The 19,431-nt window shown below is 60.2% G+C and carries 22 protein-coding genes, 1 tRNA gene and 2 pseudogenes; 12 read left to right on the forward strand and 13 right to left on the reverse strand.

The genetic code is table 11. The annotated features are described in order from the left end of the window. Positions 1-132: 132 nt before the first annotated feature. The 4 genes and pseudogenes from JHX88_RS17715 to JHX88_RS17730 all read right to left on the reverse strand — a co-directional run. Positions 133-1,096 (reverse strand): annotated as a pseudogene (locus tag JHX88_RS17715) (IS5 family transposase); the annotation flags it as partial. Positions 1,097-1,350: 254 nt separating this feature from the next. Beyond that, a tRNA-Gly gene (locus JHX88_RS17720) sits at positions 1,351-1,424 on the reverse strand. Between the two features lie 39 nt (positions 1,425-1,463). Beyond that, the gene (locus tag JHX88_RS17725; protein ID WP_076529011.1) at positions 1,464-2,066 is read right to left on the reverse strand and encodes an HAD family hydrolase; all 603 of its coding nucleotides are present in this window, start codon (positions 2,064-2,066) and stop codon (positions 1,464-1,466) included. Beyond that, a complete protein-coding gene (locus tag JHX88_RS17730; protein ID WP_076529009.1) occupies positions 2,063-2,515 on the reverse strand; it encodes a nucleoside deaminase in 453 nt (150 codons plus the stop codon). Before JHX88_RS17730 ends, JHX88_RS17725 begins: the two co-directional genes overlap by 4 nt. 116 nt (positions 2,516-2,631) lie before the next feature. On the opposite strand from JHX88_RS17730, the gene JHX88_RS17735 reads away from it, so the two are divergent. Then, positions 2,632-3,933: a pseudouridine synthase gene (locus tag JHX88_RS17735; RefSeq protein ID WP_076529007.1), complete on the forward strand. Its 1,302-nt coding sequence runs from the start codon at positions 2,632-2,634 to the stop codon at positions 3,931-3,933. Between the two features lie 43 nt (positions 3,934-3,976). Here JHX88_RS17735 and hemP read toward each other — a convergent pair whose 3' ends face one another. Both hemP and JHX88_RS17745 read right to left on the reverse strand, forming a co-directional pair. Then, positions 3,977-4,153 carry a hemin uptake protein HemP gene (gene hemP / locus JHX88_RS17740; RefSeq protein WP_076529018.1) on the reverse strand — a complete coding sequence of 59 codons (177 nt, stop codon included), beginning with the start codon at positions 4,151-4,153 and terminating at the stop codon, positions 3,977-3,979. Between the two features lie 131 nt (positions 4,154-4,284). Then, complete coding sequence (locus tag JHX88_RS17745; protein ID WP_076529005.1) at positions 4,285-5,352, reverse strand: zinc ABC transporter substrate-binding protein; 1,068 nt, start codon at positions 5,350-5,352, stop codon at positions 4,285-4,287. A 95-nt stretch (positions 5,353-5,447) separates the two neighbouring features. Between JHX88_RS17745 and JHX88_RS17750 the strand changes: the two genes are divergently transcribed. The 6 genes and pseudogenes from JHX88_RS17750 to JHX88_RS17775 all read left to right on the forward strand — a co-directional run. Further along, positions 5,448-5,942: a Fur family transcriptional regulator gene (locus tag JHX88_RS17750; RefSeq protein WP_076529003.1), complete on the forward strand. Its 495-nt coding sequence runs from the start codon at positions 5,448-5,450 to the stop codon at positions 5,940-5,942. Beyond that, positions 5,939-6,673, forward strand: a complete 735-nt coding sequence (locus JHX88_RS17755; RefSeq protein WP_076529000.1) for a metal ABC transporter ATP-binding protein — start codon at positions 5,939-5,941, stop codon at positions 6,671-6,673. Before JHX88_RS17750 ends, JHX88_RS17755 begins: the two co-directional genes overlap by 4 nt. A gap of 24 nt (positions 6,674-6,697) precedes the next feature. After that, entirely contained in the window at positions 6,698-7,480 is a 783-nt protein-coding gene (locus JHX88_RS17760) for a metal ABC transporter permease (RefSeq protein ID WP_076528998.1), read from the forward strand. A 200-nt stretch (positions 7,481-7,680) separates the two neighbouring features. Continuing rightward, on the forward strand, positions 7,681-7,884 hold the full coding sequence (locus JHX88_RS17765; protein WP_419182348.1) for a hypothetical protein: 204 nt from the start codon (positions 7,681-7,683) through the stop codon (positions 7,882-7,884). Positions 7,885-8,018: 134 nt separating this feature from the next. Then, on the forward strand, positions 8,019-8,249 hold the full coding sequence (locus JHX88_RS17770; RefSeq protein ID WP_076528996.1) for a hypothetical protein: 231 nt from the start codon (positions 8,019-8,021) through the stop codon (positions 8,247-8,249). A gap of 391 nt (positions 8,250-8,640) precedes the next feature. Continuing rightward, a pseudogene (locus JHX88_RS17775) lies at positions 8,641-9,116 on the forward strand (IS5 family transposase); the annotation flags it as partial. A 281-nt stretch (positions 9,117-9,397) separates the two neighbouring features. Here JHX88_RS17775 and JHX88_RS17780 read toward each other — a convergent pair. Beyond that, entirely contained in the window at positions 9,398-10,210 is an 813-nt protein-coding gene (locus tag JHX88_RS17780) for an aminotransferase class IV family protein (RefSeq protein WP_076528994.1), read from the reverse strand. Positions 10,211-10,288: 78 nt separating this feature from the next. Here JHX88_RS17780 and JHX88_RS17785 point away from each other — a divergent pair, with 78 nt between their 5' ends. Further along, the gene (locus JHX88_RS17785) at positions 10,289-10,648 is read left to right on the forward strand and encodes a MerR family transcriptional regulator (RefSeq protein ID WP_076528992.1); all 360 of its coding nucleotides are present in this window, start codon (positions 10,289-10,291) and stop codon (positions 10,646-10,648) included. Positions 10,649-10,739: 91 nt separating this feature from the next. Here JHX88_RS17785 and JHX88_RS17790 read toward each other — a convergent pair whose 3' ends face one another. Both JHX88_RS17790 and JHX88_RS17795 read right to left on the reverse strand, forming a co-directional pair. After that, the gene (locus JHX88_RS17790; RefSeq protein WP_076528989.1) at positions 10,740-11,429 is read right to left on the reverse strand and encodes a DUF1989 domain-containing protein; all 690 of its coding nucleotides are present in this window, start codon (positions 11,427-11,429) and stop codon (positions 10,740-10,742) included. A gap of 25 nt (positions 11,430-11,454) precedes the next feature. Next, positions 11,455-12,135, reverse strand: coding sequence for an FMN-dependent NADH-azoreductase (locus JHX88_RS17795; RefSeq protein WP_076528986.1), 681 nt, complete (start codon positions 12,133-12,135; stop codon positions 11,455-11,457). A 148-nt stretch (positions 12,136-12,283) separates the two neighbouring features. Between JHX88_RS17795 and JHX88_RS17800 the strand changes: the two genes are divergently transcribed. Beyond that, the gene (locus JHX88_RS17800; RefSeq protein WP_076529012.1) at positions 12,284-13,189 is read left to right on the forward strand and encodes a LysR substrate-binding domain-containing protein; all 906 of its coding nucleotides are present in this window, start codon (positions 12,284-12,286) and stop codon (positions 13,187-13,189) included. A gap of 178 nt (positions 13,190-13,367) precedes the next feature. On the opposite strand, the gene JHX88_RS17805 is transcribed toward JHX88_RS17800, so the two are convergent. Further along, complete coding sequence (locus tag JHX88_RS17805) at positions 13,368-14,216, reverse strand: LysR family transcriptional regulator (RefSeq protein WP_076528984.1); 849 nt, start codon at positions 14,214-14,216, stop codon at positions 13,368-13,370. 108 nt (positions 14,217-14,324) lie between these two features. On the opposite strand from JHX88_RS17805, the gene JHX88_RS17810 reads away from it, so the two are divergent. Together JHX88_RS17810 and JHX88_RS17815 are read left to right on the forward strand one after the other, a co-directional pair. Then, positions 14,325-15,518: an MFS transporter gene (locus tag JHX88_RS17810; RefSeq protein WP_076528982.1), complete on the forward strand. Its 1,194-nt coding sequence runs from the start codon at positions 14,325-14,327 to the stop codon at positions 15,516-15,518. After that, a complete protein-coding gene (locus JHX88_RS17815; RefSeq protein ID WP_076528980.1) occupies positions 15,515-16,729 on the forward strand; it encodes an SGNH/GDSL hydrolase family protein in 1,215 nt (404 codons plus the stop codon). Before JHX88_RS17810 ends, JHX88_RS17815 begins: the two co-directional genes overlap by 4 nt. A gap of 179 nt (positions 16,730-16,908) precedes the next feature. On the opposite strand, the gene JHX88_RS17820 is transcribed toward JHX88_RS17815, so the two are convergent. Then, positions 16,909-17,217 (reverse strand): ArsR/SmtB family transcription factor, encoded by a 309-nt coding sequence (locus tag JHX88_RS17820; protein WP_076528978.1) that lies wholly within the window; start codon positions 17,215-17,217, stop codon positions 16,909-16,911. Positions 17,218-17,264: 47 nt separating this feature from the next. On the opposite strand from JHX88_RS17820, the gene JHX88_RS17825 reads away from it, so the two are divergent. Then, complete coding sequence (locus JHX88_RS17825; RefSeq protein WP_076528976.1) at positions 17,265-18,083, forward strand: alpha/beta fold hydrolase; 819 nt, start codon at positions 17,265-17,267, stop codon at positions 18,081-18,083. Between the two features lie 88 nt (positions 18,084-18,171). Here JHX88_RS17825 and JHX88_RS17830 read toward each other — a convergent pair whose 3' ends face one another. Continuing rightward, positions 18,172-18,492, reverse strand: a complete 321-nt coding sequence (locus JHX88_RS17830) for a hypothetical protein (protein WP_272848091.1) — start codon at positions 18,490-18,492, stop codon at positions 18,172-18,174. 44 nt (positions 18,493-18,536) lie between these two features. Continuing rightward, on the reverse strand, positions 18,537-19,430 hold the full coding sequence (locus JHX88_RS17835; RefSeq protein ID WP_076528972.1) for a LysR family transcriptional regulator: 894 nt from the start codon (positions 19,428-19,430) through the stop codon (positions 18,537-18,539). Position 19,431: the final 1 nt, after the last annotated feature.

Raw genomic sequence — 19,431 nt, forward strand, 5'->3', positions numbered from 1 at the left:
GGTGCAGGACTGCAAACCACAACGGGAACATTGACGAAACAGACCTTTGAGCGTCCGCTTTGTCCGGAGGCTGGCGCTGTTGCAGAATGCGTCGTCGGGACGGGCTTTCCCCTTTCCCCGATGACCTTGGGTCACGCGTTCAATCTCGGCCTGGCCGAGTGCGTTGAAGCGGTTCATGAGGGCGATGCGGAGCTCGCCTCGACTTCGGCGGTCCGCCGGTCGGGGTCTCGCGAGGCGATCCTCTCTCCGAAGAATTTGAGGCCGCGCATCTTCGCCTCGATCCGACTTCGGACGTGATAGCCCGTCCACCGCTTCCAGATCGCCCGACCAAGGCGCCGGGTCGCCCTGGAAATGTCATTGCGAGCCATTGCCGCGGGGCAATCTTCCTTCCAGAGGCGACCGTTCTTGCGGATGGGTATGATGGCAGTGCCGCGCCGCGCGCGAGGATCGCGCTGTGGCAGCGACGGGTATCGAAGGCCCCATCACCAGTCACGGTCCCGATCTGCTGATCCGGCGGGATTTGGTCCAGCTGGCCTGGCAGAACGGGACTGTCACCCTCGCGGCGTGACGTGAATTCTACGGCCCGGATGTCTCCGGTGCCCGTGTCCATCGCAAGATGAACCTTGCGGTATTGGCGTCTGCGGTGGGTGCCGTGCTTGCGGGCCAGCCATTCGCCATCACCAGGAAACTTGATCCCCGTGCTGTCCACCAGCAGGTCAAGGGGCCTGACGGCTCGAGATCGCGACGGCGATGTTCTTCTGTCTGCGGCTCAGGGTGGAAAAGTCGGGAACCGGCCAATCCAGCCCAGCCATCTGCAGAATGCTCGACACCATCCCCCTCGCCATGGTCACTCGGACCGGTGGCGTTTCCATGGCTCGATTTGCCGGAGCGGCAGGCCGAACAGCACTTTCACCATCAGGCAGAACTGAACCGCCGCGTCGGAGAATACCGGTGGTCGACCCGGAAGCCCGGCCTCGGGGGCATGCCAGGCCATGTCCTTGTCGAGCCAGATCAACAATGATCCACGCCGCTTCAGGCCTTCGTTGAAGGACGTCCAGTTCGTTGTGCGGTGGCGGGCAGGTTCGGGCTTGCGCATGCCGAGCGCTCTAACCTACCGGATGCGCAACGTGAATTCTGCCGACGACGAGGCCTGAAACAACGCCCATGCGCGAACCATTTGAGCACGCGCTTTACATAATACCAATAGCCGCGACACTGCGTCAGTCCCATAGCACTACTCCTCAACCGGAGGCTGATGCGCTTTCAGTGCACGGCAAGCGCGAAATCTGCATGATTTTCAGGAATATGCTGTGAATACAGGAAAAGCCGCAGCTAACATTTGGTGAAATGTGGAGCGGGTGATGGGAATCGAACCCACGTATTCAGCTTGGAAGGCTGCTGCTCTACCATTGAGCTACACCCGCAACGCACCCCGTATAAAAGGCTTCGCGGCAAGGTGCAAGCTATCCGATGCCACGTTCCTTCAAAGCCTGGCGCAGCGCTTCGCTGTCGGTGAACCGGATTGCATCCATCCCCACTGCCCGCGCGCCCTCGACATTCGCAGCACTGTCATCGATGAAGATACAATCGCCTGACGCTATGTCGTTGCGGCGGGTCAGCGTCAGATAGATCTCTGGTTCGGGTTTCAGCAGCCTTTCGGTACCCGATACGACGATATCCTCGAACAGCGTTTGCAGCCGCGGATAACCCGTCAGTGCCGCCGGCCAATTGTCATGCGACCAGTTGGTGATCGCGAACAGCCGGTGTCCCGCGGCCTTCAGTGCTTCGGCGATCTCCCAGCTGCCGGGAACCGGCGCCGCGATGGTGAGTGGGAAATTCGCGGTGTAGTTTTCCAGCGGGGCAGCCTCATCTCCGTGGGCTGCGCGCGCTGCCGCCAATCCCTCGGCCAGCGGGCGGCCGCCATCCTGCAGCCGGTTCCATCCGTTGAAATCAACCCTGGCCATCCAGTCGCGGATTGCTGCCTGATCGTCGAAATGCCCGGAGAATGCGGGTTCCGGGGACCATTCGATCAGAACCTGCCCCAGGTCGAAAACGATATGTCTCATCGGCGTTCCTCGAAGAATGATTGCAGCAGCTTACGGGATTCATCCGCACTGATTCCGTCATATACCTGTGGCCGGTGATGGCATTGCGGATGGTCGAATACCCGCGCGCCATGCGCCACGCCTCCCATGCGGGAATCCTCTGCGCCGTAATACAGCGTCGCGATTCGGGCAGCCGAAATGGCCGCCGCGCACATCGGACAGGGCTCCAGCGTGACCCAAAGCGTATGACCGGGCAGGCGTTCGGAGCTAGCGGCGGCGCAGGCCAAGCGGATCGTCAGGATTTCCGCATGAGCGGTAGGGTCCGACAATTCCCGCGTGCGGTTCCCGGCGGCCGCGATCACCCGGCCATCTGGGGCGGTGATCACCGCGCCAACGGGCACTTCGCCACGTTCCGCTGCCGCCCGCGCTTCTGCCAGGGCCTGTGCCATATGGGATGTGAAACCGGCCATATCCGCTTGTCGCAAGCCGGGCTTGACGGCGCAAGCGGTGAAAGAACCTTCCTTGCTGGGAAGATTGCGCGTAGAAGGGCGTCTTTGCCACCGCAGAGATGCGCAGGAGAACTTTCATGACTGATACCCCAGACACCCCCAACAACAACAGTAAATCCTCTGGCGAGAGAATCGCCAAGGTGATGGCACGCGCAGGCGTGGCCAGCCGCCGCGAGGCAGAGAGGATGATCACGGAAGGCCGTGTCACCGTGAACGGGGACAAGATCACCAGCCCGGCGCTGGACGTATCGCCCTCGGACCGGATCATGGTTGACGGCAAGAAGCTGGACGAGCCGCAGGAAACCCGGCTCTGGCTCTATTACAAGCCGGTCGGGCTGGTCACTTCCGAAGCGGATGACAAGGGCCGCCAGACCGTATTCGATGCGCTGCCCCGCGATCTGCCCAGGGTGATGACCATCGGCAGGCTGGACCTGAACTCCGAGGGGCTGCTGCTACTGACCAATGACGGCGAGTTGAAGCGGCAGCTTGAATTGCCCTCGACGGGCTGGCTGCGCCGCTATCGGGTGCGAGTGAATGGCACACCGAACGATCTGTCATTCGCGCCGTTGCGCCGGGGCGTGACCATTGATGGCGAGGAATTCGCACCGATGGAGATCAAGCTGGATAGTCAGCAAGGGGCCAATGCCTGGCTGACGGTGGGGATTCGCGAGGGCCGGAACCGCGAGATCAGGCGGGCCATGGCCCATATCGGTCTACAAGTGAACCGATTGATTCGCGTAGGTTACGGTCCGTTCCGCCTGACCGGCATGGAGAAGAACCAGGTGACCGAGATCAAGCGCCGCGTCCTGCGCGACCAGCTTGGCGGCCTGATGACCGGCGAAGCCTCCGAGAAAGAGCGCGAAATGCGGCCACGTGGCGCCGAAGCCGCACGCCATGCACCGGGAAAACGAGACGAGCGTGGCGAAGGCCGCCCATTCCGTGGCGATGACTGGGCTCCCCGCCGGGCGGATGGCAAGGGCGGTGCGCCTCGCAAGTTCGGCACCGGACCAAAACAGGACCGAGATCGTCCGGCGCGGGGCGACAAGCCTTGGGACAAGAGGGAACGGCCAAGTGAGCCCCGCGCCGGTGATAGCGCGGCGGGCGATCGCCCGAAGCGCAGCTTTGGCGCAAAGCCCGGCGGTGGGCAGGGCGCGCGCGACTTTTCCGGCAAGCCGGGTTTCAAGGGCCAACGCAATGCGGGCAGGGGCGATAGCGATGGCGGAAAATCATTCGGCGGAAAACCGGCCGGGCGTCCCGCTGGAAAGCCATTTGGCGCGAAGCCTGGCGGACGACCTGCAGGAAAACCATTCGGTGGTAAACCTGGGGGCAAGCCGGGCGGGCGCCCATCCGGGAAACCGCGCGGCGGGCCAAGGGGTTAAGGGCCGGAACCGAAGCAAGTGGAGGGGCGCGCAAGCGCCCTTTTTACTTGGTCAGGATCAGCTTGCCGGCGCGGGTGATGCGCAGCTGGTAAACCTGCTCATCCAGCACGATCAGCGCCTGGTTTCCGCCACGAGTCAGCTCGTTGGCGTCATGCTGCGGCATTCGGGCCAGAACGCTGGCTCCGGGGCGGGCAAAATCGGCAGGGCGCGTCGCTGTCATGGTCAGCCTCATTCCTGAAAGGTTGCTTCCATCTAAAGCTGACTAATTTACTTGGTAATGTCAAACAAAAAGAGTCGGGATTAAAATCTGCGGCAATATCAGTTGAGTGACATCGCCGCAGAAGCCGTGAATCACTCGGTTTCTGTCAGGCAATCAGCGATTGTGTTGCCCATGTTTTGCAGCAGATTTCCGTAAAGCGCCGTACCGGCCTCCAGACCACGGCCAGCCGGGTCCAACTCGCCGCCAATCCGGACATTGCTACCCTCGGTCGCGCTGTCGATCAACGCTGGATCATGGCCATATTCGGGGAAGGCGCATTTGGCCCCTGATTCGGCGATCCGGCTGGATACGTCTTTCAGGCGCGCGGCAGAAGGCGAAGATGCATCCCCGAGCGATACGGAAATTCCCGGCTGCAGGCCGAAGTGATTGGTGAAATAGCCATAGGCATCGTGGAAAACGACGAAGCTTTGCGCTTGGACCGGTTCAAGCCGGGCGGTGATCTCTTGCTCCAGAGCCTCGATCTCGCGGATGGCAGCTTCGGCATTCGCCGCATAAGTCTCGGCGTTATCGGGATCGCGGGCCGCCAGAGCTTCGGCGATGGAACTCAGCCAAAGCTGGGCATTCGCAGGGTCAAGCCAGGCATGCGGGTCAATGCCGTCATGGTCATGCCCCTCGTGCCCTTCATGCTCGTCATGACCTTCATGCGCCTCGTGCTCGCCATGCTCTTCACCGGCATGATCGTGATCATGGCCGTGTTCGTCTTCGGCATGCTCGTCTTCCGCATGGTTCCCGTGGCCGTGGTCATGCCCGTCCGCGTGTTCTTCTCCATGCTCATGTGCGTGGTCATGATCGCCATGCTCTGCTCCGAATTCCTGAACATGCGTGCCAGGCACGTTCAGCAGCGCAATCGCCTCTCCGTCGCCAAAGTTCTCGACGGTGCGCTCAAGCCACGGGGTCAGTTCGGGACCAATCCAGACCAGCAGATCCGCGGATTGCAGCCCCCGCGCATCGGAAGGGCGAAGCTGGAAATGATGCGGATCGGCGCCCTCGCCAATCAGAACCCGCACCTCGCCAAGATCTCCCATAACCTGCTGGACAAGCGATCCGGTAGTCGGAATATCGGTGACGACCTGCGGCGGTTCTGCAAAGGCAGGGGCAGCGAACAGCGTCAATATCGCTGTGGATGTGGTCAGGCGCATGATAACTTCCTCGATCAGTTGCGGGCCGTGTTGCGGGCGCAGCTCATCTCATGTTATGTAATAACAAGTCAAGCAATCTGTAATAAGGTAACAAATTGCACGGAGAATCAGATCACGGCGAGGCTTTCGCCCCTCACGACCATGCGGCCTGCCAGTCACGCGCCCTGGTTGAAGCCGAGGAACGGCTGAGTCGGCAGGGCGCTCGCATGACACCTGTCCGGCGGCGCACATTGGAAATCCTGCTCGAGGCGCATCGCGCCATGGGCGCCTACGAGGTGCTGGACCGGCTCGCGGATGACGGTTTCGGCCGCCAGCCCCCGGTCGCCTATCGGGCCTTGGAATTCCTTGTCGAGCACGGGCTGGCGCATCGCCTGCAACGGCTCAACGCCTTCGCCGCCTGCCTGCATCCGGGAGAGGATCACGCCCCAGTCTTCCTGATCTGCCGCGAATGCGACAAGGTGGCAGAAACCAACGCTCCGGCGGTCCGCAGGGAATTGCATGCCGCGGCAGGCGTGCAGGGTTTCAAGGTCGAGCGCGCGACGATAGAGGCGCTCGGGCTATGCCCCGTCTGCGCCGAGGGGCGGGAATGACCGCCCTGATCACCTCGGAAAAACTCACCATCCACCGCCCCGGCACAAGCGAGCCGGTGCTGCATGACATCGATTTCCGCATCGCTCCGGGCGAGATCGTAACCGTAGTCGGTCCGAACGGCTCGGGGAAATCCTCGCTGATCCGGGCGCTGCTGGGTCATATGCCTTTGGTTTCCGGCGCGATTACCCGAAGCAAGGCGCTGCGCATCGGCTATGTCCCGCAGCAGGTTCAACTGGACCGCACCATTCCCATGACCGTCCGGCGTTTCCTGTCGCTGCCGCATTGGGTCGGGGCCGGGAGCATCGCCAATGCCCTGGCGCGAACCGGTGTCGCCGGTCTGGAGGCACGGCAACTGACCGAGCTTTCCGGCGGGCAGTTCCAGCGCGTCCTGTTGGCGCGCGCGCTGCTGCATGATCCGCAGCTCCTGGTGCTGGACGAGCCGACGCAGGGGTTGGACCAGCCCGGTATGGTTGCCTTCTACAAGTTGATCGAGGATGTGCGGAACCAGACCGGCGCGGCCGTGCTGATGGTCAGTCACGACCTGCTGGTGGTCATGCGTTCCTCGGACCGCGTGATCTGTCTGAACGGTCATATCTGCTGCGAAGGGACGCCGCAGGACGTTGGCAATGCCCCTGAATACCGTGCACTGTTCGGCACCGAGGCACGGGGCACATTGGCTCTCTATCGCCATCACCACGATCACGACCATGACTGCCCCGATCATGAGTAAGCCCCGCCAAGGACCGGAAACAGGATGCTGGACGACTTTCTGACACGCGCAATTCTCGCAGGGCTGGGGCTGGCACTGGTGGCCGGGCCGCTCGGCAGCTTCGTGGTATGGCGGCGGATGGCCTATTTCGGCGATTCGACCGCCCATGCCGCGATCCTGGGCGTCGCGCTCGCCCTTGCCTTCGACCTGTCGATCTATGCCGGGACGATTACCGTCGCGCTTGCCGTGGCGGTGCTGGTCACAGCGCTCACCGCGCGCGGACAGGCGATGGACACGGTACTTGGGGTAATCGCCCATTCGGCGCTAGCCTTCGGGCTGGTCGCGATCAGCTTCGTTCCTGCGGCGCGGGTCGACCTGGCCAGCTACCTGTTCGGAGATATCCTGGCCGTCGGCCGTATGGACCTGGTCTGGATATGGGCAGGCGCGCTGTCGGTGCTGGCCCTGTTGATCTGGCGCTGGCAAAAGTTGGTCACGGCCTCGGTCAACGAGGAGCTGGCGATGGCGGCTGGAATCGATCCTCGGCTGGAGCGCCTGGCGCTGTCGATCGCGCTGGCCCTGGTGGTGGCCATCGCGATTCGAATCGTGGGTTCGCTGCTGATTTCGGCCATGCTGATCATCCCGGCGGCAACGGCTCGCCGATTTGCGGCCACCCCCGAGCGAATGGCCGCCATCGCCTCGATTCTTGCCGGATCATCGGTCCTGGCAGGGCTGATGGCCAGCCTCTATCTCGATAGCCCCGCCGGGCCCTCGATTGTTGCCGCCGCAACCGTATTTTTTGTGTTTGCGCAGGGGGTTCGTACCAGATAGTGCATAATGGCAACATTTTTCCGGGATGTCGCCGGATGTCTGGAACCGACCCGCGATTTAAGTGTTGGCCAATATGCAACAGTGGGTGCAAGCCCGCGCAGGTGAAGCAGTAATGTTGCTTTTCAACTGCGTAGGATTGTGTAACTGTCGCCTCGATGTTGCCGGAGACGGCAGCCTTCAAAACGAAACGGAGCATGATCATGACCAAATTCGCTACTTTCGCTGCCGCTCTCGGCCTGACCGCTACTTCCGCTCTGGCCGGTGGCTATGTTGCCCCCGTCGTCGACGTCGAGCCTGTCGTTGTCGAAGAACAAGCTGCTTCCTCGAACGCCGGCCTGGTTGTTCCCGCCCTGCTTCTGCTGGGTGTGATCGCTGCCGTCGCTTCGGACGATGACGACAGCTGATTTCGAAGCGGATCGGAAATAACCGATCTGTTTTCAGGGGCTGACCTTTTGGTCAGCCCTTTTCTTTTTGCCACATCGTGGAAGAGCGACGGCGAAATGCCGGCTTGAATTGCGCGCATTTTCGTGACGCGAGGATGGACATTTGCTTCTCGGACCCCGGTTTCGAGGTCGATCTCTACGTGCTGGCCGATGTTCGGACGATGGCGAAGATTTGGATTGGCAAGGACATTCTGGGACGCGCCCTGGACGCGGAAGACGTGGTTCTGCATGGCAATGTCGAGATGCGCTGCAGCTTCGGTCAGGCACTTCAGCTTTCGCCGATTGTCGAGGCGAACAGACAGCCGCTACGTCTTCAACCTGCCTAACGGCCAATGATCGTATAAATTCCTGCCGTGATACCCTCCGACATGACCGTCCTCCTTTATGGATCATCGCAGATCCACCTCGGCACAGTCATGCCGTCAGGGGGCGGTCACATCATCAAAGTCCAACAAGACTGTCGACAGGTCGAGCGGATGTCGCAACCATATGGCAGATATCCCGAATTTCTCGGGCACCCGATGTGCTCAGCCGAAACAAAACAGCACGACGCGATAGAGTAGTGATGCGTGATAGTTTGTGTCTCATGGTTCGGTCGTTTCATCAGTCGGGCGATGACTAGTCCAGTCAACCGCCCTTGTGAAGACAGGTCCACCCGCCCCGGAAACCTGGGGCGGGTGGACCTGTTTTATCAGACGAGCGCATCGCCAAAGAAGTGTGCTGGTGGACGCGACAATCTGCAGGACACATGCCGATATGCCCGCTCCAAAAGGGGGCTTGAAGCTGCCGGCATCGGTCGCTCCAAAGGTGGCTTGACCACGAAGATCCACGCGGTGGTGGATGCCCTGGGCCTGCCGGTCCGGTTCACCATCACGCCCAGACACTGGGGCGATTGTCCGCAGGCGCAAGGCTTGATTGACGGGCTGTCCGGCGTGGGCCATGTCATCATGGATGCCGATTATCTTCGCGACTTCATCGCAGATGAACTTGACGCAACCGCTCATATCAAGCGCAACCCAACCCGGCGTGAAGATCGCCCCATTGACTGGACCCTCTATAAGGAGAGGCATTTGATTGAATGTTTTTTCAATCGGATCAAACGGTTCAGAAGGATTGCCCTGCGCTGTGAAAAGACCATCTCCTCATTCAAGGCATCCGTCGATCTGGCCTGCGCAATGGCATGGCTCGTATAAATGCAGACGACACCTAGCTCGTTTTCCTTCTTTCTTCTGAGTCATTGTCGCTCACTCGGCGTGGTTCAACGCGGTCTTCAGCACTGCCATCGCGCCGCGATTGTATTCCGCGACCGTGGACAGATACGCGTCGACTCGCGGAGCGGGTTTGATTTGAGGAGACTCCGGTACCGGACCCGTATTGGGCCAGCCGTGTCATCTCAGTGCCATAGGTGGCAAGGCCCCCTTGCCGCAACGCCGCAAGGGGGATCAGGGGGGCTTCGCTTGGTGGCGAGGTCAAATCAAATCCTCACCGGCAGCTCTGCCCGGTAGGCTGAACGGAGTATCTCCCTGAAATCGCTTGGAACTGGTAGGTCAACAGTTCCGATGGTGCTGACTGGAACACAGGGTGTCCAGGAATTCATGAGCGCGGCACCGGAAAACTGTTTGATATCTGCCAAGTCAATTTCCCTAGTCTCGGATCGGACACCGGTTTTCGCAATCTGCCGCTCAATAATCTGCATGGTAATGCCTTTAAGAATATCGGCCTTGGGCCAGATAATGGAATTGCCGTCCCAGAATGCCAGGTTCCAGATGGTCGCCTCGCCAATTCGCCCCTGTTCGTCGATGAAGGCAGCATCATCGAATCCCTTTTCGGCTGCCTGGCGCAGGGAATAGGTCTTCATCGATTCCCCGACATGCTTGAGGTCGGCCAAGGAACGTTGGTGTTTCACGACGCCCAAGGTAAGTGGACCAGCGGGGCCGGAGGACGCCGGGAAGGTTCTCACTAGGATTGCGGGATCGTTTGATGCTCCGTGAGTCGTGAACTCTCCACTGCGCGAAAACACGGTCGCCGTCAGGGACAGGTCCGATGGCCCGGCCTCGACCGCCGCGCGCAAGAAGTCCCGGATATCCGTATCGGCATGAGCCTTCCCAAACATGGCCATGGAAGCCGAGCGAAGCCTGTCCAAATGCAGATCGAGGCCCCGGACCTTGCCTTCGCGGATTTGCATCGCGGTGAAATGCGCAAATCCTGCGAATGCCAGCGGTGCCAGATCCTGTGCCGAAGCCTCGTGCCCATCAAGCATGGTTACGAACGAAGAAACCTTTTGCATGTGTTTGCTCCTCAAGTGTTTCAGGTTGAGGAGCGCGGGTATAGACTATGACAGCACTGTGAGGGTCAAGGATGAAATATGAAGATCGGTGAGATGGCAGAAAGAACTGGCGTCAGCATTCGTATGCTGCGCTACTATGAAGAGCAGGGTCTGCTCGCACCTGCCAGAACCGCCAGCGGATACCGGGACTATGGCAAAGTCGAGCTGAACACGATCGAACGCATCAAGACGCTGGGCGCCTGCGGGATGACCCTGCCCGTGATCCAGCGGTTTCTGCCTTGCGCCATAGATGGGCGAGGCGCATTCGAACCATGCGATGAGCTTCGCTCCATCCTTCAGCATCACGTCGAGGACGTTGACAGGCGGATGGATGCGCTCGCGGAAAGCCGAACACTTCTGTCAGCGCTTCTGGACGAAATCGATATACGGGTTGAATGACCGTTTCGTTCCGCGCTTCAGAGAGCGGTGTGGCGACCTTCAATGCGCAATCGACGAATCGCAGGAAGGCGAAGGCATTATATAACAAGCTTCAGGTTTCCAGCATGATGCCAAGGCTCTTGGGCCTTGCGTCTTCGCCGTTGATGGGAAGAAGGTCCATCGGGCAGCAGGAAATCACCGCGATCGCATCGATCTCGGCCTTCAACCGGACAAAGTCGCCGGGGCGCGATACCGGCGCCTGCCAGCTCATCGCGCCTCCTTCTTCGACCGGGATATTCATCCACAAGTTCAGCGGCGCGGGGATTTCGGGCGCCCGCAGGCCGATCGCGGACAATGCCATCAGCAGGTTGTCAGCGCAGTTATCGTGATAGCCTTCATGGCCAAGCTGCGTATACCGCCTGCTGTCGCAGGCCGCGACCAATGTGTCATGCACACCGGGTGAACTGTCTTCCAGGAGTGTCATGATCGGGCGACGGCGGTTGCTGATCAGCCCATCGCCCTGTCCTGGAGACAACCGGCGCAAACCGGTCCGCAGATGCTCCATCGAGAGAAACTCAGTCATGTCGCCATCCGCAAAACACCAGAAATCGCCGACTTGGCTGCCATGCGTGTTGACGATTTGCATGATTTGGCCTGTTGCCACGCGCAAGGCGCGTCCCTGGCGTGCGGGAATTTCATGGAGCTTGCCGGGCTCGATACGGCCGTCCGGCCCGAGGGCCTCACTGGCCGAGGGATTGCGCCCAGATGGCTGCGGTGACGAGGTTGTGCTGGTTCTGGGCATGCTGGTCTCCGTTCAGATTTCGGGATCATTCCACGCCAGCTTGGACGATGGAGTGTTCCGCCGCCAGATCGCGTGCCAGTTTTATGGTAGCCGCCTCGGCTTTCTCGACCGAATGGGTGTGCCGATGATCCTTGAATTCCTGATATTCGATAGCGATCGTCATGATATCCGATTGGCGGACACCAAAATAATGCGCACAAGCGGAAATCGCCGGATCAAGCGTATTCATAGGGGCGCGCATGCCTCTCGGATGAAACCCGAATTCACCACGCGACGACAATACGACCAGCCGCTTGCCATGCAGGATCGGCTCGATGGGCGTATCGCCGCGGGCAAGATCGAAGGAAAATGTGCGGCCGATCCTGGCCACATGGTCGATCCATCCCTTCAAGGCTGTCGGCAGGCCATAGTTGTACATCGGCACGCCCATGACCAGAATATCGGCGGCAATCACCTCGTCGATCAACTGATCCGAGAGAGCGAGCCTTTGCCGCATCCAGTCCTCGCGGGAAGATTCGGGTGTAAAGGCTGCCTCTATGAAGCGATGATCGATGGCCGGGACAGGCTCATGACCGACATCCCGGATCGTGACGCGGCTGAATGGGTCGACGCGTCGGAACTCATCGACGAACAGGCCGGTCAACCATCGCGTCAGTGAGCGGCTTGCCAGTTGTGCGCTGGAATCGATACGCAACAAGGTCGTCATCTTGCGGTCTCCTGGATTGTTGAAGCAGTGGCTGGCCGTCGCGGCCTGATCCTCTGCTAGCAGCCGGCTTCACGCTTGGCGAAAGCCAATAATTCAGTCACAAGATGAACCAAATTCATCTTTGCCCGGATATGTTGAGGTCAAAGCCATGCGACGTTTGCCTCCCCTGCACGCCCTTCGTGCATTCGAAGCTGCTGCCCGTCATCTCCATTTCGGGCATGCCGCCGCTGAATTGCACCTGACCCCCACCGCCATCAGCCACCAGATCCGCCAGTTGGAGGCGATCCTTGGGGTCAAGTTATTCATCCGTCATCCTCGCCCGGTGCGGTTGACCCGCGAAGGTGAGATGCTTTTTCCCGTGCTGAACCGGTCCCTAGATCAGATTGCCGCCGCGATCGCTACGGTGTCGAGTGAAGATGCGGGCCGACCGCTTTCGGTATCCGTCACCATGGCTTTCGCCAGCAGATGGCTCATGCCTCGCCTTGCACAGCTGCGCGAGGAAACGGGAATCGAGTTGATCGTCAACGCCGATGATAGGCCCGCTATATTTCAACGCGACAATATCGACCTGGCGATCCGCTATGCCAATGATCCATCTAGCGAAGGGAACTGGACAGTCTTGTTCGCCGACAGGCTAGTGCCGATGTGTTCACCCCGGTTGCTGGAAGAAATCGATGTTCCTTTCGATCCTGAACATCTGTCGGATTGGCGATTGATACACTATGACTGGAAGCAAAAATCCGCAGGCTCGCCAACTTGGAAAAACTGGCTTACCAGGATCAATGGAAGAGGAGTTGCGCCTCCCATCGCACAGGTCTTCTCGGAAGAAATCCATGCGCTCGATGCAGCAATTGCCGGCTTGGGGGTGGTGCTGGCCTCCGAGATCGTTGCGGCCGATGACTTGAGGAAGGGGCATTTGATCAAACTTTCGGAGCATTCCCTGGACGGGCAAACATTCTGGGCGGTATTCCAGGAGGAAAGCACAAGAAAGAAGGATATTCTTTGCATTATCGACTGGATGAGGAACGCGGATCGGGATGAAGGTTGTCCTTGAAGTCCCTTTGGGTAACCCGGGCCATCAGGATAGTATAGTGAACGGACCGGAGCGGTCTGTCTCATCCAGGCACGGAAATCGCAACGATAGCCCGAGTGACGACGCGATGTGCGGGCATCTGCCGCTGTGAACTATTTCCAATACTTCCACGGTTGGAGGAAGGTTCCCAAATGCTCGATCATTCTCGATGCTGATCAACACGACCATGTTCGGAAATATAGTCAAGCACCGCCTGAACCCTACGCGGAAGCGTTTTGGCCCGTCCGACATAGAGTAGATGAAAATCCTCGAAAACCTGTTCGGCATGCGGGCTGCAGATGACGACCTCACGGGATGCCAGTTCGCGGGCGACAGTGAAGCGGCCAACACGAGCGGTGCCGGTGCCCGCGGCAACAAGCGCCGCGATGGTCGCCCCGTCATTTACCTGCAGACGCGATGATCCTCCCCGCCAAGCAATATCGCGACGGGCATAGGAGAACCCGATACGGAGCGAGGGCGGCACGTCGTCGCCTCGGGATGGAGCCACGACCTCGACAATCTCGCTGCGACCCAGATGGCGCGCCATGAGGTTCGAGTCTTCAAGCGGCCCGGCGCGCACCGCCAGATCAATCGGCTGGCCGTAAAGATCGCTGACATGATCGCCGATCACCAGGTCGACGCGGATCTCGGGATGGGAACGCAACAGCCCACCAAGCACCGGCGCCAGAATATGGTTGGCATAGGCGGCGCTGGTGGCGATACGCACTGTGCCCGCGACCCGGCCACAGCTTGCCTCGTGCTCTGCTGCGTCAAGTGCTTCGAGAATGGCCTGGCCCTGGCGCGCGAACCGCGCGCCTTCCTCGGTCACTTGGACTTTGCGGGTCGAGCGTTTCAGCAGCGTCACACCCAACCTCTCCTCGAGCCGGGCCATCATCTTGGAAACGGCCGAAGGCGTCATTCCCCGCATCCGCGCGGCGGCAGAGAAACTGCCCTCTGCAATGACGCTCAGCAGAGTCTCGATTTCCACAAGCCGGTTCGTGTCGCGCATTCGCCCATCCATCTGTGAACTGCAGGCACAATAGCTTGTATCTTGCAGCGTCTGGTTTCTCAAGCACTCTGCGCCGATCTTCCACAGGAACAAGTGGAGATTTGCATCATGACAACGACTCTGACTGCAGGGCGCATCGAGACCAGTCGTACAGCCCGCTGGGCCCTTGTCGCACTCGGCATCGGCGCCTTCGGGATCGGCCTGACCGAATTCGTGATCATGGGATTGCTGGTCGAGGTGGCGCAGTCGCTTTCGGTCAGCGTGCCATCGGCAGGCCTGCTGATCAGCGGTTACGCGCTTGGCGTTACCTTTGGCGGCCCGCTGCTGACCCTTGCCACGGCGCGCCTGCCGCATCGCAACGTGATCCTTGCGCTGATGGCGATCTTTATCCTCGCCAATATCCTTTGCGCCGTAGCGCCAAGCTATGGGCTGCTGATGCTGGGGCGCGTCACTAGTGGTTTTGCCCATGGCACCTTCTTCGGCGTCGGTGCCGTCGTTGCGCAAAGCCTGGTTCCTCCCGAGCGCAAAGCCTCGGCCATTGCGTTGATCTTTACCGGCCTGACGCTGGCAACAGTTCTGGGGCTGCCCTTTGGGACCGAATTGGGTCAAGTGTTCGGCTGGCGCGCCACATTCTGGAGCGTAAGCGGCATCGGCCTGCTGGCCCTGATCGCCAGCGCATTGTCTCTGCCCGCCGGCACCCGCGGCGAAACCCCGGCGAATTGGCGCAGCCTGGCACGGCTTTTGCGTGGTGCGCCGCTACTGGCGCTTACCACAACGACGCTCGGTTATGCCGGGGTGTTCCTGGTCTTCACCTACATTGCGCCAATCCTGACCGGGATCAGCGACGTCTCACCGACTCATGTGTCGCGATACCTGCTGTTATTCGGGGCCGGCATCGTGGTGGGCAATATCCTTGGCGGGCGCCTTGCAGATCGCGGGCTGCGCCCGGCACTGCTGGGCACATTGGCGGGTCTGGCGGCTGTGATACTCGCCATGCGCCTTGGCATGGGTCATCCGGTCGCCGCGATGTTATCGCTTTTCCTGTTCGGCGTCGCAGCCTTCTCGACCCTCGCGCCACTTCAGGCCTTCATGCTGCGCCAGTCCCAAGGCGCAAGCGCGGAACTGGCTTCGACCCTGAATATCTCGGCCTTCAACCTCGCCAATGCCATCGGTGCGGCCATCGGCGGCAGCGCAATCGCGGCAGGATGGGGGCTTGGCAGCCTGTTCCCGCTTGGCGCCGTCATGCCCGCCCTGGCCGTGCTGCTGACCCTTGCAACCTTCAAATCCGGAGAAGACTCATGAAACCGATCATCGCGACAACCGCCTCGCTGATTTTTGCCTTATCCACTGGAATCGCCCATTCAGAGGAATGGACCCCGGCCTGGACTGCAAGCCCGGAGGCGGTCTGGAGTACCGAATTCGACTTTCCCACCGGACTGCCCGACAGCATCGCCGGGCAGACCATTCGCCAGCCGCTGACACTTGCCTGGGGCGGGGACAGGTTGCGCATCACCCTGTCGAACAGCTACGGCACGACACCCCTGCCAGTTGACGCGGCCATGGTGGCACTCGGCGGCGAAGGTGCCGCGTTGAAAGGGCAGGAGCTACCCGTTCTCTTTGGCGGCAAACCCGAGGTAACCATACCGCCGGGCGCGCGGATCACGTCTGACCCGGTGGCGCTGCCGGTCGAGGCTGGCCAGCGCATCTCGGTCACCCTGAGTTATGGCGAGGACGCGGTGGCGCAGGATTTCCACTGGGATGCGAGAGAGACAAGCTTTGTCATTGACGGAAATCGCATCGATGAAGAGATCACCGCCCGCGTGAGTCTCGCCGGTGTGCTGACCGATCATCCGGCCGAGATGGTCGTGGTCGCGATGGGGGATTCCATCACTGACGGCAACGGCGCGGCGATGAACGAGGATGTGCGCTGGCCGGATTTTCTGGCCCGGCGGCTCGCCCCGGAAGGTGTCGCGGTGATCAATGCGGGTATATCCGGCGGCAGGCTGCTCTCGGACGGGATGGGAAAAAGCGTTCTGGCGCGGATCGACCGCGATGTATTCGCCGTTCCGGGAGTTGATGCCGTGGTGCTTTTGATCGGCACCAACGATATCGCCTGGCCGGGTTCGCCCTTCGCGCCTGACGAGGCCCCAATGACGCTCGAAGGCCTGCAGGCAGGCATCTCTGCCATTGCCGCAAAGGCCAGGCTTCAGGGGGTGCACCTGATCGTGGGAACCGTTCCGCCATTTCGTGGTGCGCTACCCGACACACCGATGGAAGCCACCTATTGGAGTGCCGGGAAAGATGGCCTTCGCCGTGAGTTCAACGATTGGCTGCGAACAACCGACCTGGTCGACGAACTGGTCGATTTCGACGCTGTCCTGCGTGATCCGGACGATCATTCGCAACTGAAACCTACTTATGACAGCGGAGACCGGCTGCATCCGGGCGCCGCAGGGAATGAGGCGATGGCGGCTGCTGTTTCGTCGAAGGTTTTGAAAGGGGAGACACCGTGAACATCGGATGGGGTGGTCATTACTGATCGATTGAGAATGCTGCATCATCGACGAATGCCCGCAATGTGAAAGCTGCATCGCGGCACCCCGGCACGTGTCCGACGGCCGCAATGGGCCGCTCGTCCACATGGGGGACCGTGGGAGCAGTTCGCAACTTCGTTTCAGGATCCGCGAACCAGTTACACTAGAAGCTGCCGTCCCAACCAGGCAAGATGTTCCCGGATCGCGGTCTCATCTCGCTTACAGTATGACCATTTCTGGTGCTTCCGAACCGTGATGAATCCTGCCTGCCTGAGGATGTCGAGATGCCTGCTTGCCGTCGGTTGCGCGACGGCAAGCGCCTCTGCGATCAGGGTCATGCAAACCCCGAACTCCCTCGGATCAGCCGACCATTGATGGCCGAAATGATTTTGCGGCTCTGCCAATAACCGGAGGATCAGCATCCGGGTTTCGCTGGCCATCGCCTTGATCTGTGTTGATTTATCCATACATTCATCATATCGTTGATTAGCTAAATGACAATTTGGATATTGCCATGCTGGAATTGTCAAACACGTCGAGTATCGACGGAAACATGGTCAGATGGGGAAGCTGCGGAGACGGGCCACCGCTGGTGGCCATTCATGGCACGCCATTTTCTTCGCAGGTTTGGCGCAGGATCGTGCCACATCTCGCTGATCGAAGAACCGTCTATTTCTTCGACCTGGTTGGCTATGGCCAATCCGAAATGCGTGAGGGGCAGGACGTATCCCTGGCGGTGCAGAACAAGGTTCTCGCGAACCTGTTTGTGGAATGGGAGCTCGACCGGCCGGATGTGCTGGCACATGATTTCGGTGGAGCGACGGCCCTGCGGGCATATTACTTGAACGGGGTGCGTTACGCCTCGCTCATCATATTCGATGCCGTTGCACTCGCCCCTTGGGGTTCTCCTTTCGTTCGGCATGTGCGGAAGCATGAGGCAGCGTTTTCCGGCATGCCGGACTATATGCACCGCGCACTTTTGATGGCCTATCTGCAAACAGCGGCGCATAATCCCTTGTCGGACAAGGCATTGGAAATCTACAGTGCCCCATGGCTGGGACCTGTTGGCCAGCCAGCCTTCTATCGACAGATCGCGCAGATGGATCAGCGGTTTACCGACGAGGTTGAAGGGCTTTACGATGCCATGGATTGCCCCGTCACTGTACTCTGGGGCGAACAGGACGAATGGATCCCTTATGGGAAGGGCGAGGAACTGGCGACGTTGATTTCCGATCATCCCTGCGTGCAGATTCCCAATTCCGGGCATCTTGTCCAAGAGGATCGGCCGGAAGTGATCGTCGCCGCCGTGCTAAAACAGATCGCGTCCGCCTGACGGCAGCTTTCCCGCTACTGTGGAATGCGGCTATCCCGGGGTCGTCAGTGCCACGGTGTTCGGAACCATCAAACGCCGGATTGGCGCATCATTGCCCGGGGGTCCGGTCGTCGGCTAGGAAGAACGCCTCGATCGTCACCTCCGACAGCATCACATCGGTGGCCGTCCCGAACACCGTTGTGGTACTGAGAAAGGCCAGCGGCACCGCATCGCTTTTACGCCTGAGCGGCACCGCGCAATTCTGATCGTTATAGGTGAGCTGAACCACCCACACCACAGTTCGGCAAACATCTCGACCAACCGGATGCGGCCGTCGAAGAGATTGGCGTTCTGATAGCCGAGGATCGTCGGCCCGATGTTGAGTCGCTATGGCAAGCTTCCAGATTTTCGGGCGGAGCGCAGTGACCATCGAGTTTTCCGGCCCATCACGCGCGTCGTCCAGTCGGAAGACGTTTAGCCCTCCGCCTGTAGCTCGTCGGCCAGGAAATCCACGAAGGCCCGCACCTTGGGAAGGATGTACTGTCGGGAAGGATACACCACATGGATCGAAGTTTCGACTGCACTCCAATCGCCCAATGCAGTCACAAGCCTCCCTTCGGCAATATCCCGTTCCACATAGATATACGGAATCAGGCTTAGGCCGAAGCCGGCAAGCAACGCGTCACGAACCGCCAGACTGGTCGTCACCTTGTAGCGCCCCTCGATCGGCACGGATACGCTCTGACCAATCTGTGTGAAGGCCCATTGCTGGACATGACCCGAAAGCGTGAACTGCACGCAATTATGCGCGCGCAGATCCTCGGGATTCTTCGGTTGGCCATAACGCGCGAAATAGTCCGGCGAAGCGCAGATCACATGTTTAAGCGTCGTCAGTTTGCGCGCGACAAGGCTGGAATCTTCTAGCCGGTCGCTGCCGCGAATGGCGACGTCTATCCCTTCCTTCACGAGATCAACGCGGCGATCCTCTAGCTTCAGGTCAAGCGTCAGGTCGGGGTGGCGGTCGAGAAAGCCGATGATCGCCTCCGAAAGGCGCGTCAATGTAAAGGCCATGGGGGCGCTGACCCGCAACAGGCCGCTTGGCATCTGTTGCAATGGTCCCAGAGAATTATCGGCATCCGAGAGATCGTCGAGAACGCGGGTAATCTGCTCATGATAGCGCTGGCCGGCCTCGGTCAGGCTCATCCGGCGCGTGGTTCGGTTGAGAAGGCGAACTCCAAGATGCGCCTCAAGTTCCCGGATATTCTTACTGATCGCAGCCGGAGAAAGACCAAGCCAACGTGCAGCCTCAGCAAAGGAACCGCCTTCCACCGTCCGGTGAAATACCCGGATGGCCTGCAACTGATCCATG

The organism is Paracoccus saliphilus (assembly GCF_028553805.1).
In the GTDB taxonomy this organism is placed as follows: domain Bacteria; phylum Pseudomonadota; class Alphaproteobacteria; order Rhodobacterales; family Rhodobacteraceae; genus Paracoccus; species Paracoccus saliphilus.